Origin of the sequence: Phaeobacter gallaeciensis DSM 26640, from assembly GCF_000511385.1 — a bacterium.
Classification (GTDB): Bacteria; Pseudomonadota; Alphaproteobacteria; order Rhodobacterales; family Rhodobacteraceae; genus Phaeobacter; species Phaeobacter gallaeciensis.
The window spans coordinates 3,060,940-3,076,195 of sequence record NC_023137.1 but is presented as its reverse complement, the minus strand read 5'-3'; the positions used below and the strand labels follow the sequence as shown (position 1 = coordinate 3,076,195).

Genomic DNA, 15,256 nt, shown 5'->3' with positions numbered 1-15,256 from the left:
AGTGGCCCTTTCGGCCTATAAATGGGCCCAGCAACGCTATGCAGGACCTGCTTTATGACGCCAACACCCGCAGATATCGCTACCAACTGGCTGGAAACAGCCGGATTGCGTCCGACCCGTCAGAGGGTGGCGCTGGCAGAATTGCTCGTGGGCGATGGCAAGCATCGCCATGTCACCGCTGAAAGCCTGTTTGATGCGGCGAAGGACAAAGGCGCTGCTGTGTCCCTTGCCACCGTCTACAATACGCTCCGCGCGTTTTGCGATGCTGGTGTGTTGCAGGAAATCACGGTGGATGGCTCCAAAAGCTATTTTGACACCAATACGCACGATCATCCCCACTTCTATTGGGAGGATGAGGGGCGTTTGTCAGATGCACCATCCGACCAGTTGGTGATCAAGAGCCTTCCTGCGGCACCTCAGGGGGTTGAAATTGCATCCGTTGATGTTGTGATCCGCCTGCGCAAGATCTGAAGACCTTCACTGATCCGGTGAGCTAGCCGTTATCACGTCTGCCAAAATACCTTGTGCGCGTTGTATCACGCTGCCGAGGGCAGGACGGCTGTGGCTGATCAGCACAAGAGGCTCTTCCGCAGAGGTGTTACTGACCGGAACCGAGACCAATCCGGGCCCATCGTAAGAATTTGTGCCGGGTGGCCTGCTGTAGGTGATGCCAATGCCCTCGCCGTGGGCGGCCAAGCTGCACAACAGCTCCACCGATGCGGCGCGGTGGGCGATACGGGGCAGGGTGCCGATAGATTTGAATAACCCAAGCATATGGCGCACGGAGTGCCCCTCTTCTGATAGAATCAGCGGTTGCTCAGCGAGATCTGCTAGCGACAGGTGATCCCGCCCTGCCAGCGGATGGCAGGGCGACAGCAGTGCAACGGGCGACCGGCGTGACAGCTCCTGGCGCATGAAGCTGGCGTCCACGCCCAGGTCGTAGCTGACGGCCAAGTCAACATCCCCGGCAACCATTGCGGCGATCAGTGGTTCAAAATGGTCGACCTTATAACGGATCGCGACACCCGGAAGTGCAGCGCGAAGGCGCTTGAGAGCGGGGGCGAGCAGGAATGGCGCGAGGTCAGTAAACCAGCCAACCGTCAGCTGCTGGCCGGTCGCATCCTCGCTACCTTGACGTTCCAACCGTGAAGCCTGCTCCAGCAGCACTTGCGCGCGTGCTGCGAAACTGCGTCCCTGCGGTGTGAGAACCACCGCAGCGCCACGACGGCGTAGAAACAAGGTCTCCCCCAACTGCGCCTCAATCCGCGCGAGTGCGGTGGACAGGGCTGGCTGACTGACATGCACCGCCGCTGCGGCCGCTGAGAGGCTGCCATGCTGCGCAATTGCGCAGACGTATTCGTAGTGGCGCAGTGTTAGATATAACATCAGATTATTTTTTGCATATTAAGATATTATTTGAGCATGCGTAACCTCTGTGCGCAAGATCGAAGGCAAGTGGGGCACTTCGCCAGCCGTCGCAGCCCAGAATTTCGATCTCAAGGACTATCCCCATGCCTCATCCCCTCATTACTCAGGATCATATCGATCAGTTCCAACGTGACGGCGTGGTGCTGATCCGCGGGCTCTTCGCGGAGCAGGTGGAGCTTCTCCGTGACGGCGTGGAGGCCAATATGGCCGAGCCGGGCCCCTATGCTTCGAATAACGAAAAAAAGGGCCAGACAGGGCGTTTCTTTGACGACTATTGCAACTGGACCCGCATCCCTCAGTTCGAAGAGGCGATCAAACACTCACCCGTCGCCGAGGTGGCGGCAGATCTGATGCAGTCCAAACGCGTTCAGATGTTTCATGATCATGTCTTGGTGAAGGAGCCGGGCACCTCCATGGCGACACCCTGGCATCAGGACGGACCCTACTATTTTGTTGAAGGTCAGCAAACCATAAGCTTCTGGTCACCGCTTGATCCGGTCACGGATGCATCACTGCGTTGTGTCGCGGGCTCTCACCGGTGGGAGAAAGAGGTCCTGCCGACACGGTGGGTGTCTGAAGAAGGGTTCTTTGCCGATGAGGGGCAGTACATGCCGGTTCCGGATCCAGATGCTGAAGGCATGACAGTCAAAGAATGGGAGATGCAGCCGGGTGATGCGGTCGCATTCAATTATCGCACCCTGCATGGCGCGCGCGCCAATACCAGCAGCTCCCGTCGTCGTGCCTTTTCGCTGCGTCTTGTCGGAGATGATGCGCGCTACATCGAACGGCCTGGACCGACGTCGCCGCCATATCCCGGCCATGAGATGACACCGGGTCAGCTTCTGCGCGAGGATTGGTTTCCGGTTCTGTTGCAGCGCTGACGGGTATCAGGGTCTGAGGCGGCGTGACGGCTCAGACCTTCAGAACCACTGCCCCGGTTCCATCAGCCCCAGATCAAGAAGCTGGCGCGAGTGCCAGTCAAACGGCGCAGAATTATGCCAGCGAAAGTTATCAATCTCAAAGGAGGATCCGGGATTGCGTTTCAGCGCTTTTGCCGTCCGAAAGGAGCAGATGGCCGCCGTCAGATTGTGATGCCAGGGGCAGGCGTAGGTGTTGTACTCGGGCTCGCTAAAGCGGTGATCGTCGAACAGATGCAGGTCAGGTTTGGCGCGAAATAGTGAAATCCGGTCGATCTTGCGACTGGCCGCCGGAATATGTTCCTCATACCGCCAGCGCACGCCGCCGTAGAAATCCAGCTGACGGTCCAGCGGGTGACCAGTCTGCGGATCGTTGCGGGATTGGGCATAGTAGCCGGATTTGTCCAAATGTGCAGTGTCCAACGAAACTCCGTTCGGCGCTGCCGCAAGATCCCCCGCATAGAGATCGATAACATAACTCAGCATCGCGTCACGGCGTTCTTCGGCATGAAAACCTAGCAATTCCACAACGTTCCGGCTCTCGCAGAAGGGGTAGAACAGGTATTCAGCGTTATAACAGTAGTAGAGCCAACATCCGGGTGCGGCGGCCGCGATGACTTTGTTTATGGCTTCAAACACGGTATCCCGCCTGCTGCAATCATACGGTACGCGCTCGATGCGTGTTTCCAGATCATAGGGGATATCAAAGGCATCGGGCATAAACACCACGACAGTCGCAAAGCCTAGATCAAGATGGTGGCGCAGGGTTGTTGCGATCTCAACCTTGTCCTCGACAAAGATCAGAGCGACAGGCCCTTTTGTCAGGGCCGTTTTGGCATGTTCGAGAAATCCCTCGAGTGATGAATGCATCATATCCGATTGCCTGCTGCTCTTTGCCGACGCCCTTATCTGGCGGTTGCTGCTAAAATCGGGTAATCGGGGCGGCATTGCAAGCAGAGCCGTTTCGGGCTATGCCACGCCGCTGTTGCGACCCCTCCGCTGAAAAGGTTGTCCCCATGAGCGCCCCGAAGAAGCTGTTTATCAAGACCTATGGCTGTCAGATGAATGTCTATGACAGTGAACGCATGGCCGAGGCGCTGGGCGGTGAGGGGTATGTAGAGACGAAATCGGCTGATGACGCCGATATGATCTTGCTGAACACCTGCCATATCCGGGAGAAGGCCGCCGAGAAAGTCTATTCCGAACTGGGCCGCTTCAAGGGGCTCAAGGCGGAGAAACCGGATTTGAAGATCGGCGTTGCAGGCTGCGTTGCGCAGGCAGAAGGCCAGGAAATCATGCGCCGACAGCCGTTGGTCGATCTGGTGGTGGGCCCGCAAAGCTATCATCGCTTGCCGGAGATGGAGGCGAAGGCACGGACCGGCGAAAAGGTGCTCGACACCGATTTCCCCGAGGAAGACAAGTTCGAGAAGCTGAAGAACCGCCCCAAAGCCAAACGTGGCCCAACCGCGTTTCTGACGGTGCAGGAAGGCTGCGACAAATTCTGTGCCTTCTGCGTGGTGCCCTACACCCGCGGTGCCGAGGTCTCACGCCCGGCAGACCGCATCCTGCGAGAGGCGCAGGATCTGGTGGAGCGTGGTGTGCGCGAAATCACTCTCTTGGGCCAGAACGTGAACGCATATCACGGGGCTGGCCCCAATGGCGACATGACGCTGGCGCAGCTGATCTGGGAGCTGGACAAGGTAGATGGGCTGGAGCGTATCCGTTTCACAACCTCGCATCCCAACGATATGCAGGATGACCTGATCGAGGCGCATGGCACCTGTGCCAAACTGATGCCCTATCTGCACCTGCCTGTGCAGGCAGGGTCCGACAAAATCCTGAAGCGGATGAATCGTGCCCATACCGCCGAAAGCTATCTGCGCCTGATCGAGCGCATCCGCGCCGCGCGGCCTGATATCCTGATCTCCGGCGATTTTATCGTCGGCTTTCCGGAAGAGACCGAAGAGGATTTCCAAGCAACATTGGATCTGGTGGAAGAAGTGAAATACGGCACCGCCTATTCCTTCAAATACTCAACTCGCCCCGGGACCCCGGCGGCGGAACGTACCCAGGTTGACCCGCAAGAGGCAGACGATCGGCTTCAACGATTGCAGGCCCTGCTGACAAAGCAGCAACGCGAGGTTCAGGACAGCATGGTAGATCGTGACGTCACCGTGTTGTTTGAGAAGGCAGGGCGGTTCCCGGGCCAGATGGTTGGGAAATCCGATTACCTGCACGCGGTCCATGTCGCGGATTGTGACCGGGCCATCGGGGATCTCGCCCGTGTGCGGATCCTGTCCTCCGGTGCCAACTCGCTGGCGGGTGCGCTGATTGAATAGCAACTGGCGGCGCGGCAATGGCTGCTGCCGTGTCGGCCAAGTCGTGGTCTCGATGCGCTACGGTCGCGTGAAACTTCTGATTTCCTTAAGCAAATGATTGCAATTTGCGTTCTATACCTGCGAATATCACTGTAACGGTCGGCGCAAAGCCTGCGTGGCCGCAAGAATGGCGCCTGCGAACGATTGGTGTAAGGGGGATATTAGGTGTGTTGAAAACACTGACGAAACAGCTGGGCGGGGTTCTTTCTGCGGCTGCCGCGACCATTTGCCTGAGCGCTGGTGCGTTGATGGCGCAGGATGCAGGCGTCGGCGCTGTGATCGGCCAGAGCTATGTACCGACTATCTGGGTGGATCCCGATGGGTGTGAACATTGGGTAATGGATGACGGCGCCGAAGGCTTCATGACACCGCATGTCACCCGTGATGGCAAACCTGTTTGCCGTCGCGGCGATATCTGCGGCGTGATGCCCAGCGATCAGTTCTTTGCGACCAACAGGCACCACATCAGCGCAGCGGGGCAGCAGCGCCTGCGCGAGTTTTTCCAATCCGCGAATGCGCGTTCGTTCATTATTACCGGCCATACCGACAGCCGTGCATCGGATGAATACAATATGCGCCTATCGCAACGCCGAGCAAATGCGGTCGCCAAGGTCGGCCAATCGGTTGGCGCGCGTATCCTTGAGGCACGCGGATACGGCGAACGCGATCCGCGTGTCCCCAATGATTCTGCCGCCAATATGGCGCAGAACCGCCGCGTTGAAATCATCTGCCTGCGCTGAGGAGCACGTCTATGTCATTCATCAAAGCAGTGTTGCTGGCATCCGTGGCGATTGGTCTCGCGGCCTGCGACGAAAAAGTCGACAAGACCGTGGATCGCGGTTTCGACAGCAAGGACCTCTCTCAGTTGAAGGCAGGCATTTGGGTCGACCCAACCGGCTGCGATCACTGGATCATCGACGATGGTGTGGAAGGTTATCTGTCGCAACGCTTGGCCCCCGATGGGCGTCCGGTGTGTTCTGGCGTTGCGCCTCCCAATACCGCAGTTGGCCCGTTCAAGTCAGGCTCCAGTGTCGAGGATCCGATCTGACCGGATCCGCCAGATATTCAAAACACGCAGCATTGGCCGCCCTCCCGGGGCGGCCATTTTGTTTCAATCGCGTGAAATTGCGGGTGCGCAGCCTTGCACCGGCGCGACTGGAAAGGCACACTGAAAGGACAACGTCAAAGACAGGAGACCGGATTGGCCATTGGCACTTTGACCCCATCGCAGGAGCAGGATGCCTCCCACGAGGCGCTGCTTGAATTTCCCGATAACCGACTGTTGATTGATCTGTGCGGCGAATACGATCGCAATCTTGCAACGCTTGAGCAAAAGCTCGGTGTGCAGATCGTCCGGCGTGGCAACCAGCTTTCGGTGCTGGGCGAAGAAGCCGCACGGGATCAGGCCGCAGCTGTTTTGGCCGCGCTATATGATCGGTTGGAAACTGGTCGAAGCGTAGAGGCCGGCGATATTGATCGCGAGTTGCGGATGGGGCAGGAGCAGGTCGCCGATCCCGGTAGCCAGTTGGAGATGTTTCGGGGCGGCAAGGTCGAGATCAAGACCCGCAAGAAGCTGGTCGAGCCACGCACCGATGCACAAAAAGCCTATGTTCAGTCTCTGTTTGAACATGAACTGGCATTTGGCATCGGCCCGGCCGGTACCGGGAAAACCTATCTGGCCGTCGCCGTAGGGGTCAGTATGTTTATCACTGGCCATGTCGACAAGATTATTCTTAGCCGCCCTGCGGTGGAGGCCGGCGAGAAGCTTGGGTATCTGCCCGGTGATATGAAGGATAAGGTCGATCCCTATATGCAGCCGCTCTATGATGCGCTGAATGATTTCCTCCCGGGCAAGCAATTGGCGAAGCTGTTGGAAGAGAAACAGATCGAGATCGCACCGCTGGCCTTCATGCGGGGGCGCACGCTGTCCAATGCCTTTGTGGTGCTGGACGAGGCTCAGAATGCCACCACGATGCAGATGAAGATGTTCCTGACCCGTCTGGGCGAAGGATCGCGTATGGTCATCACTGGTGACCGCAGCCAGGTTGACCTGCCGCGTGGCGTGGCATCGGGGCTGGCGGATGCAGAACGCCTGCTAAGCAATATTCCCAAGGTGAGCTTTAACTACTTCACATCGCGTGATGTAGTGCGACATCCGCTTGTAGCCGCGATCATCGAGGCCTATGAGGCGGATGAAAACTCCGCCTGATCCAGCAGCTAGGTGCTGAAAGCGGGACGATTATCTGCCGGATGAAGATCGGGAGGGCTTGGACCCTCGGTTCCCCATCCGGCTTGCGCTTCGGGCGGCGATAGCATTGAGACTTGTAATATGACTCTCGACATCTCCATTGATGATAGCCGCTGGCAAGAGGCGGGTTTGCGCCCGAATGCCGAGCAAGCGGTTGCAGCGGTGCTGGCGCATTTCGATCTGGATGCCGACGATTGCGAGCTGTCTCTGCTGGCCTGCGATGACGCACGGATCACGGAGCTGAATACTGAGTTTCGCCAGAAGGCGAAGCCTACAAATGTGCTCAGCTGGCCCGCGGTGGATCTTTCGCCAGAGGAGGCGGGTGGCGAGCCGCTGCCGCCCGAAGCGGATTTCACCGGCGAAATCCCGCTTGGCGATATTGCGATTGCCTATGAAACCTGTGCCCGCGAGGCGGAGGCTGCGCACAAGCCGCTGGTTGATCACCTGCGCCATTTGATCGTTCACGGAGTGTTGCATCTTTTGGGTTATGATCACATCCGTGACCCTGACGCCACTTTGATGGAACGTCTTGAGGTGCAGATACTTGGCAAAATGGGTGTCGATGACCCATATACTTTGGATGACAGCCCCAATCAGGGGCGTATCGGATAGGAACGATGGACGATATAGACGGAAGTTCTAACGCAGCGCAGGGCGCGCTGGAGAACAAGAGCGGCGCTGACAACAGTGTCGCGGCTGCACAATCAACGGGATTTCTGGGGCGTATTTTCGGCTCCTTTGCCCCTGCCGAGACTGAAGAAGACGTGACTTCCGGTCCGGACACACGTCTACCAAACCAGCCGCATGGGATGATCAACCTCCGTCGCTTGCGGGTTGAGGATGTGGCCATTCCCGCAGCGGAGATTGTCGCGATCCCGGTTTCCACACCCAAGGATGAACTGGTTCAGATTTTCCGCGAAAGCGGTTTCACCCGGATCCCCGTCTATGAGGGCACGCTGGATACGCCCATCGGTTTTGTCCATCTCAAAGATTTCGCCCTGATGCATGGCTTCAATGGCACCGAAGCGGATTTCGGTCTCGAAGGCATGGTGCGGCCGCTTCTGTTTGTGCCGCCATCTATGACGATCGGTGTTCTGCTGACCAAGATGCAGGCGGAGCGGCGCCATATGGCGCTGGTGATTGATGAATATGGCGGAGTTGATGGCCTTCTGACCATCGAAGACCTGATCGAGCAGGTTGTCGGTGAGATTGAGGATGAACATGATGCCGGTGAGGATCAGACCTGGTTTCGTGAGAAGCAGGGGTGCTACATCGCACAGGCCCGTACCCCGCTGGATGAGTTCGAGAATGAAATCGGCCGGTCGCTGACAAGCCACGAGGATGTGGACGGTGAGGAGATCGATTCCCTTGGCGGGTTGGTTTTCATGCTGTCGGGACGGGTACCGGCACGGGGCGAAGTCATTCAGCATCCCGATGGGCCTGAGTTTGAAGTCATGGACGCCGATCCGCGCCGGATCAAGCGATTGCGGGTGCGGCTGCCGGATTGTCGGGATGATCACTAGGGTCTGGTCGGCGACCAGCCTTCGGTCCGCGTTCCTACCTATTGCTACCGCTGTCGCAGCGGGAGGGTTGCTGGCGTTTGCGCTGGCGCCGTTTCACGCGCTTTGGTTGGTGCCGCTATGTCTTGGCATGGTCGGATATCAGCTGCTTCAGGCTTCTTCGCCCCGCCAGGGCGCGCTGTTTGGCTGGTTGCTGGGAACGGCCTTTTTTTCCGTCGGTATGATCTGGATCTACGAGCCATTTCAGATTGATGCAGACCGTTATGCCTGGATGGCGCCTTTTGCAGTTATGGGCCTTGCGGGCGGGTTGGCGCTGTTTTGGGCACTGGCATTTGGTGTTGCGGTGCGGTTTGGGCAAGGGGCTGCTAGGCTGTTGTTGCTCATCGCTGTGCTGTCGCTGGCGGAGTTCGCGCGGGCCTATGTCCTGACCGGCCTGCCCTGGGCCGCTTTCGGGCAGTTCTGGATCGATACCCCGGCTGCGCAGTTGCTGCCTTGGATCGGACCACATGGCTTGGGTCTCCTGACCTTGGTTGCCACCGTGCCACTTGGTTTGATCCGCCACCGCCCGGTTGCTGCGCTGTTGCCACTCATTGCAGTGGGCGCCGGCGTGGTGCTTCTGCCCAAACCACCTGTCGCCGCACTGACCGAGCACACGCTGCGCCTGGTGCAGCCCAATGCGCCTCAGGACCAGAAATGGCATCCGGACCTGCGCTGGTCGTTTGTGGAACGGCAGTTGGAGTACTCGCGTGCGCCGGCAACTGATGGATCGACGGTGGATCTCATCCTCTGGCCGGAAACGGCGATTCCCCTGATGTTGAACTATGCCGAAGATGTCTTGGATGAGGTTGTGTCTGCCGCTGGGGAGACGCCGGTGATGTTGGGCATCCAGCGCAGAACAGACGGGCAATATCACAACTCGGCGATTGTACTGGAGGGCAGTAACGTTCCTGCCCAGATCTATGATAAGGCGCATCTTGTCCCCTTTGGGGAGTATATACCGGCGGGCAATCTGATGGCGCGCTTTGGCGTGCATGGTTTTGCGTCGCAGGCCGGGGCGGGTTATGCGGCGGGGCCGGGGCCTCGGCTTTTGGATCTACCTGTGGGAAAGGCACTGCCGTTGATCTGCTATGAGGCAGTGTTTCCGCAGGATGTGAATGCCGCACCGGGGCGTGCTGACCTGCTGATCCAGATCACCAATGATGCGTGGTTCGGGACCTATTCCGGCCCCTATCAGCATCTGGTTCAGGCGCGGATGCGCGCGATTGAGCAGGGCTTGCCCATGGCGCGCGTCGCAAATACCGGGATCTCGACCATGATTGATCCATATGGCCGGATTTTGGAGGCCCTTCCCCTAGGCGTTGCGGGCTATCTCGATGCGGCGCTGCCTGCACCGCTGCCGCGAACCCTTTATGCGAAGACCGGAGATTTGCCGGTGTTTCTTTTCTGCATCGTCCTTGGCGGGCTGGCGCTGCGACGCAGCACCACAGTTGCACGCGGGTCATAGCTGCTTAACCTCTGGGCATTATAGATTGACGACACACGTCTCCCCGCGTACTGCGGATCGATTACTGCCACAACGGCTTCCTGGCGTGGCAGGCTAAACCCAACGGAGCACCTTTCATGACCCGCACGAATTATACTTTCACCTCGGAATCGGTTTCCGAGGGACACCCGGATAAGGTCTGTGACCGTATTTCGGACGCCGTACTGGACGCCTTTCTGAGCGAAGAGCCCGAAGCCCGCGTCGCGGCTGAAACCTTTGCGACCACGAACCGCGTGGTCATCGGGGGGGAAGTGGGTTTGTCGGATCAGGACAAACTGCACGATTACATGGGCCGCATCGATGAGATCGCCCGCGCCTGCATCAAGGACATCGGCTACGAGCAGGATAAGTTCCATCATGAGACGGTGGAGATCACCAACCTGCTGCACGAGCAATCCGCCCATATCGCCCAAGGCGTTGATGCCGCAGTCGACAAGGAAGAGGGCGCAGGCGATCAGGGCATCATGTTTGGTTTCGCGACCAATGAAACGCCTGCATTGATGCCTGCACCGATTCAGTACAGCCATGCAATCCTGCGGCGCCTCGCCGAGGTGCGCAAGAACGGTACCGAACCGACGCTGGGTCCTGATGCGAAGTCGCAGCTTTCGGTGGTCTATGAAAATGGGAAACCAGTGCGTGTCAGCTCGCTGGTGCTGTCGACCCAGCATCTGGATGAGACGCTGACCTCCAACGACATACGTGCCATCGTAGAACCCTATTTCCACGAGACCCTGCCTGACGGCTGGTTGACCGATGAAACCATCTGGCACGTCAACCCAACCGGTAAATTCGTTATCGGTGGTCCCGACGGGGATGCGGGCCTGACCGGGCGCAAGATCATCGTCGACACCTATGGCGGTGCAGCACCTCATGGTGGTGGCGCATTCTCGGGGAAAGATCCGACCAAGGTTGACCGTTCGGCAGCCTATGCGGCACGCTATCTTGCCAAAAATGTTGTGGCGGCAGGGCTTGCTGATAAATGCACAATTCAGCTGTCTTATGCGATTGGCGTTGCCAAACCACTGTCGATCTACGCCGATACTCACGGCACGGGCGATGTGGATGCGGCCAGGATTGAGGCGGCGATTGATCGAATTATGGATCTGACGCCGCGCGGTATTCGCCATCACCTTGGGCTGAACAAGCCAATCTATGAACGCACTGCAGCCTATGGTCATTTTGGTCGCGAGCCGGATGCTGATGGCGGTTTCAGCTGGGAGCGGACTGATCTGGTTGAGGCGCTGACAAAAGCGATCTGACCCAGTTCGATATTTCTTATATGTGTTGAGAACAGGCGGGGGTCTCCCCGCCTTTTTTCGTCTAGGCGTCACATCCAGCGGTTTCAGATGCGCAAAGCGCTTGGAGATCCTGGTATTTTGCGGTCAGTATAGTTCTGTAATTGCATTGTTATGGAGCTGACTTTGATGGGGTCTCGCTGCTGGTTCATCCTGCACCTGCGCGTGTGTCGGCGGCTTGCGCTGTGGGGATTGGCCTGTGTGCTGGCAGTCTCGTTGATACCGCATGCGGCGGAGGCCCGTCAGACGCTTCCACCCAAGTTCAAAATTGATGGGACAACGCTGATCTACGACACCGACAATCTGGTTGCGCAGGAGGTTGATGGCACGCAGCACGCCGAAACCGGTGAGATCAGTGATGAGGATATCGATCCCTTCCGCGATATTCTGGATGCCAACCCCAATATCACGCGGCTCCAGCTGAACAGTGGGGGAGGCAGCGTTTACGCGGGGGAGTCGATCGCGGATATTGTTCAGGATCATGCGCTGGATACCTGGGTGGTCGGAGAATGCATCAGCGCCTGTGTAGATATCTTCTTGGCTGGCAATCGACGCCGAATGACCCTCGGGTCGAAGATTGGTTTTCACCAGCGCGACTGGACACCGAAAGCGGTGCAGAGCTACTATCGCCTATGGCGCAAGGATGAAAACTGGGCCACACCTTTTGAATTCGGGACTTGGATTTATCGTGACACGCAGTCAGAGGTTTTTCGCCATATGAAGTATATGATGCAGCGTGGCGTGGATCCGGCCTTTGCGATTGAGACGCTGAAAACCAACCCCGAGGATGTCTGGTACCCGACCCGGCTGCGTCTGATGGCGGCTGGGGTGCTGCGCGAGACCCCCTAGAGCGGGGCCGTCGCGGTGGCTGGCTTGACCCAGACGCCTGCATCGGGCAGAGGGGCGGCCAGGTTTTGAACGCTCGATAGGAAAAATCCCCGATGTCTGATGACAGCAAACCCAACCAGGCGCCCTCCGGCGATAGTCGGCCCAACGCGGTTGATAAACATCAGAGTGGTGCGCCTTGGCGTAACTTCTACGGGCGCCTGAAGGGCAAGCAACTGAAGGATAGCCAGCAGCGCTATATTGATGAGGATCTAGCCTCGCTCAGCCCCGGCGCGGTGGGTTGGGATGTGAATCCGGATCGTACACCCTTGGATCTGCAGAACATGTTCGGCGGGCGTGACGTCTGGCTGGAAGTTGGCTTTGGCGGTGGTGAGCATCTGGTACATCAGGCCAAATCGAACCCGGATGTCGGCATCATCGGTGCGGAACCCTATATCAACGGCGTCGCAATGCTGCTGGGCAAAATCCGGCGCGCAGGGGCGGATAACATCAAGGTCCACCCCGGCGATGCCCGTGACCTGATGGATGTCTTGCCGGAGCAGTCGATTTCGCGTGCGTTTCTACTCTACCCTGATCCTTGGCCAAAGGCGCGCCACCATCGGCGCCGTTTCGTCACGCAGGAACATCTTGAGCCGCTGGCAAAATGCCTGAAACCGGGTGCGATCTTTCGGGTGGCTACGGATATTCCCGACTACGTTCGCCAGACCATGGAAGAGGTGCCGCAGGCCGGATTCGAGTGGCTGGCAGAGGGGCCGGATAATTGGCGCGTGGCTTGGGATGACTGGATCTCGACCCGCTACGAGCAAAAGGCGCTGCGCGAAGGTCGCACACCTCATTATATGACATTCCGTCGCCTCTGATCCTGCGACCTGACCCTGCTCTGTGTATGGCGCAATATCTTGCGAGGGGCGACGGCAATGGGAAAACGCGCTGGACCGACACCAAGCGATTGGGTAGTCCAATTGTGAACGCTAGCATTTCGAAAGGCTCCTCATGTCCGGACACGGTACGCCCATCCCGATGACCTCGCACCGCGCGGATCCGCTGACCGGCATTGCCGAGGTTCCGGGCGACAAATCAATCTCGCACCGCTCGCTGATCCTGGGCGCACTGGCCGTGGGAGAGACCAAGATTTCAGGCCTGCTCGAGGGCGAAGACGTATTGGATACGGCCAAGGCAATGCAGGCCATGGGGGCGGAGGTCATCAACCATGGTGGCGGCAATTGGTCTGTGCATGGCGTCGGTGTCGGTGGGCTGGCGGAACCGGACCAGGTGATCGACTGCGGCAACTCTGGCACCGGTGTGCGTCTGATCATGGGGGTTATGGCGACGTCCCCCATTACGGTCACCTTCACCGGGGATGCCAGCCTCAACAAACGACCAATGGCGCGGGTGACCGATCCGCTCGCCTTGTTTGGGACCCAATCTGTTGGTCGCTCCGGTGGGCGTCTGCCCATGACAATTGTTGGTGCTGCGGAGCCGACACCGGTGCGCTATACGGTTCCGGTGCCCTCTGCGCAGGTGAAATCCGCGGTCCTTCTGGCCGGGCTGAATGCTCCGGGGCAGACAGTCGTGATCGAAAAAGAGGCCACCCGAGATCACTCTGAGCGGATGCTCGCGGGGTTTGGCGCCGAGATCACTGTCGAGGACACGGATGAAGGCCGGGTCATCACACTAACGGGGCAGCCTGAGCTGAAACCGCAGGTCATTGCAGTTCCACGTGACCCCTCCAGCGCGGCCTTCCCGGTCTGCGCAGCACTGATTACGCCGGGGTCTAATGTGCTGGTACCTGGTATCGGCCTCAACCCGACGCGGGCGGGCTTGTTCTATACTTTACAGGATATGGGCGCGGATCTGACCTTTGAAAATATGCGCGAAGAGGGCGGTGAGCCGGTCGCGGATCTGCGCGCGCGATACTCGCCCGACATGAAGGGGATCGATGTTCCGCCGGAGCGCGCAGCCTCGATGATTGATGAATATCCGGTGCTATCGGTTGTGGCGTCCTTTGCGACGGGCAAGACCATGATGACCGGCGTAAAGGAGCTCCGGGTAAAGGAAAGCGACCGGATCGACGCTATGGCGCGCGGTCTTCGCGCAAATGGCGTGATGGTTGAAGAGGGCGAGGATTGGTGGGCGGTTACCGGTCTGGGACCGGAAGGTGTGCCCGGCGGAGGCACCTGCGAGAGCTTCCTTGACCATCGGATTGCGATGTCCTTCATGGTGATGGGCATGGGGGCTCAGAAACCCGTGACTGTTGATGATGGCACGCCGATTGCCACCTCGTTTCCGATCTTCACCCCGCTGATGACCGCGCTGGGGGCGCGGCTAGAGACAACGGCATGAGCTTTACTGTTGCAGTTGATGGCCCGGCTGCTGCTGGCAAGGGCACGATTTCCCGGGCGGTTGCGGCCCATTTCGGGTTTGGCCATCTGGACACGGGCTTGCTCTACCGAGCGGTTGGCGCGCGGATGCTTGCCGGGGATAAGCCGATTGACGCCGCCCTTGCACTGCTGCCGGATGATCTGGAACGGCCAGAACTGCGCACAGCTCAGGTGGCGCAGGCTGCATCCAAAGTGGCAGTGATCGCTGAGGTGCGCGCGGCCTTGGTCGATTTCCAGCGCGCTTTTGCCCGCCGTGCAGGCGGGGCGGTTCTGGACGGGCGGGACATCGGTACGGTGATCTGCCCGCGCGCGCAGGCCAAGCTTTTCGTGACAGCCAGCGCCGAAGTCCGTGCGCAGCGCCGCTTGCAGGAATTGATGGCTGCGGGCAATCCCACCAGCTACGCCGAGGTTCTGGAAGATGTTAAGGCGCGGGACGCACGCGACACCAACCGGTCGGAATCACCGTTGAAGCCCGCCAGCGATGCGGTGCTGATTGATACCAGTGCCCTCACGATTGATGAGGCTGTGGCGATGGCTATCGCGGCGATTGATGCACGGCGCTAGCCTGATCCGGTCGCGGTAACGGTTCCACGGCCTGTGATTGCGGGCCGTTTGGACCTGCTGTGACCGTGTGACTGTTCGCCGCTCCTTGGTGCCGTGATGACGGTTTCCCTTGCGCCGGAGCGGGAATCCGCATAGT

The 15,256-nt window shown here is 58.8% G+C and carries 16 protein-coding genes and 1 riboswitch; of the genes, 14 read left to right on the top strand and 2 right to left on the bottom strand.

The genetic code is table 11. The features are described 5' to 3' along the window. The first annotated feature begins 54 nt into the window (after positions 1 to 54). Positions 55 to 471 (top strand): iron response transcriptional regulator IrrA, encoded by a 417-nt coding sequence (gene irrA, locus GAL_RS14830; protein WP_014873568.1) that lies wholly within the window; start codon positions 55 to 57, stop codon positions 469 to 471. Positions 472 to 477: 6 nt separating this feature from the next. On the opposite strand, the gene GAL_RS14825 is transcribed toward irrA, so the two are convergent. After that, the gene (locus tag GAL_RS14825) at positions 478 to 1,386 is read right to left on the bottom strand and encodes a LysR family transcriptional regulator (protein ID WP_024098381.1); all 909 of its coding nucleotides are present in this window, start codon (positions 1,384 to 1,386) and stop codon (positions 478 to 480) included. A gap of 125 nt (positions 1,387 to 1,511) precedes the next feature. On the opposite strand from GAL_RS14825, the gene GAL_RS14820 reads away from it, so the two are divergent. After that, positions 1,512 to 2,309, top strand: a complete 798-nt coding sequence (locus tag GAL_RS14820) for a phytanoyl-CoA dioxygenase family protein (RefSeq protein ID WP_024098380.1) — start codon at positions 1,512 to 1,514, stop codon at positions 2,307 to 2,309. 39 nt (positions 2,310 to 2,348) lie between these two features. On the opposite strand, the gene GAL_RS14815 is transcribed toward GAL_RS14820, so the two are convergent. Beyond that, complete coding sequence (locus GAL_RS14815; protein ID WP_024098379.1) at positions 2,349 to 3,218, bottom strand: glycosyltransferase family 2 protein; 870 nt, start codon at positions 3,216 to 3,218, stop codon at positions 2,349 to 2,351. Between the two features lie 143 nt (positions 3,219 to 3,361). Between GAL_RS14815 and miaB the strand changes: the two genes are divergently transcribed. The 12 genes from miaB (at position 3,362) to cmk (ending at position 15,120) form a co-directional block, all read left to right on the top strand. Beyond that, entirely contained in the window at positions 3,362 to 4,684 is a 1,323-nt protein-coding gene (miaB, locus tag GAL_RS14810; protein WP_024098378.1) for a tRNA (N6-isopentenyl adenosine(37)-C2)-methylthiotransferase MiaB, read from the top strand. A 218-nt stretch (positions 4,685 to 4,902) separates the two neighbouring features. After that, positions 4,903 to 5,463 carry an OmpA family protein gene (locus GAL_RS14805; protein WP_040104183.1) on the top strand — a complete coding sequence of 187 codons (561 nt, stop codon included), beginning with the start codon at positions 4,903 to 4,905 and terminating at the stop codon, positions 5,461 to 5,463. Between the two features lie 11 nt (positions 5,464 to 5,474). Then, the gene (locus GAL_RS14800; RefSeq protein WP_024098376.1) at positions 5,475 to 5,771 is read left to right on the top strand and encodes a hypothetical protein; all 297 of its coding nucleotides are present in this window, start codon (positions 5,475 to 5,477) and stop codon (positions 5,769 to 5,771) included. Between the two features lie 153 nt (positions 5,772 to 5,924). Further along, positions 5,925 to 6,932, top strand: coding sequence for a PhoH family protein (locus GAL_RS14795; RefSeq protein WP_024098375.1), 1,008 nt, complete (start codon positions 5,925 to 5,927; stop codon positions 6,930 to 6,932). A gap of 120 nt (positions 6,933 to 7,052) precedes the next feature. After that, positions 7,053 to 7,583, top strand: coding sequence for an rRNA maturation RNase YbeY (gene ybeY / locus GAL_RS14790; protein WP_024098374.1), 531 nt, complete (start codon positions 7,053 to 7,055; stop codon positions 7,581 to 7,583). 5 nt (positions 7,584 to 7,588) lie between these two features. Beyond that, positions 7,589 to 8,494 (top strand): hemolysin family protein, encoded by a 906-nt coding sequence (locus tag GAL_RS14785; protein ID WP_024098373.1) that lies wholly within the window; start codon positions 7,589 to 7,591, stop codon positions 8,492 to 8,494. Continuing rightward, entirely contained in the window at positions 8,484 to 9,995 is a 1,512-nt protein-coding gene (gene lnt, locus GAL_RS14780; protein WP_024098372.1) for an apolipoprotein N-acyltransferase, read from the top strand. The genes GAL_RS14785 and lnt overlap by 11 nt, the downstream gene beginning before the upstream one ends. A gap of 61 nt (positions 9,996 to 10,056) precedes the next feature. After that, positions 10,057 to 10,105, top strand: a riboswitch (SAM-SAH riboswitch). A gap of 6 nt (positions 10,106 to 10,111) precedes the next feature. Next, the gene (metK, locus tag GAL_RS14775; RefSeq protein ID WP_024098371.1) at positions 10,112 to 11,293 is read left to right on the top strand and encodes a methionine adenosyltransferase; all 1,182 of its coding nucleotides are present in this window, start codon (positions 10,112 to 10,114) and stop codon (positions 11,291 to 11,293) included. A gap of 165 nt (positions 11,294 to 11,458) precedes the next feature. Next, positions 11,459 to 12,178, top strand: a complete 720-nt coding sequence (locus GAL_RS14770; RefSeq protein WP_024098370.1) for a COG3904 family protein — start codon at positions 11,459 to 11,461, stop codon at positions 12,176 to 12,178. A gap of 92 nt (positions 12,179 to 12,270) precedes the next feature. Beyond that, complete coding sequence (trmB, locus tag GAL_RS14765) at positions 12,271 to 13,035, top strand: tRNA (guanine(46)-N(7))-methyltransferase TrmB (RefSeq protein WP_024098369.1); 765 nt, start codon at positions 12,271 to 12,273, stop codon at positions 13,033 to 13,035. A gap of 133 nt (positions 13,036 to 13,168) precedes the next feature. Next, entirely contained in the window at positions 13,169 to 14,518 is a 1,350-nt protein-coding gene (gene aroA, locus GAL_RS14760; protein WP_024098368.1) for a 3-phosphoshikimate 1-carboxyvinyltransferase, read from the top strand. Continuing rightward, positions 14,515 to 15,120, top strand: a complete 606-nt coding sequence (cmk, locus tag GAL_RS14755) for a (d)CMP kinase (protein ID WP_024098367.1) — start codon at positions 14,515 to 14,517, stop codon at positions 15,118 to 15,120. The genes aroA and cmk overlap by 4 nt, the downstream gene beginning before the upstream one ends. Positions 15,121 to 15,256 lie beyond the last annotated feature (136 nt).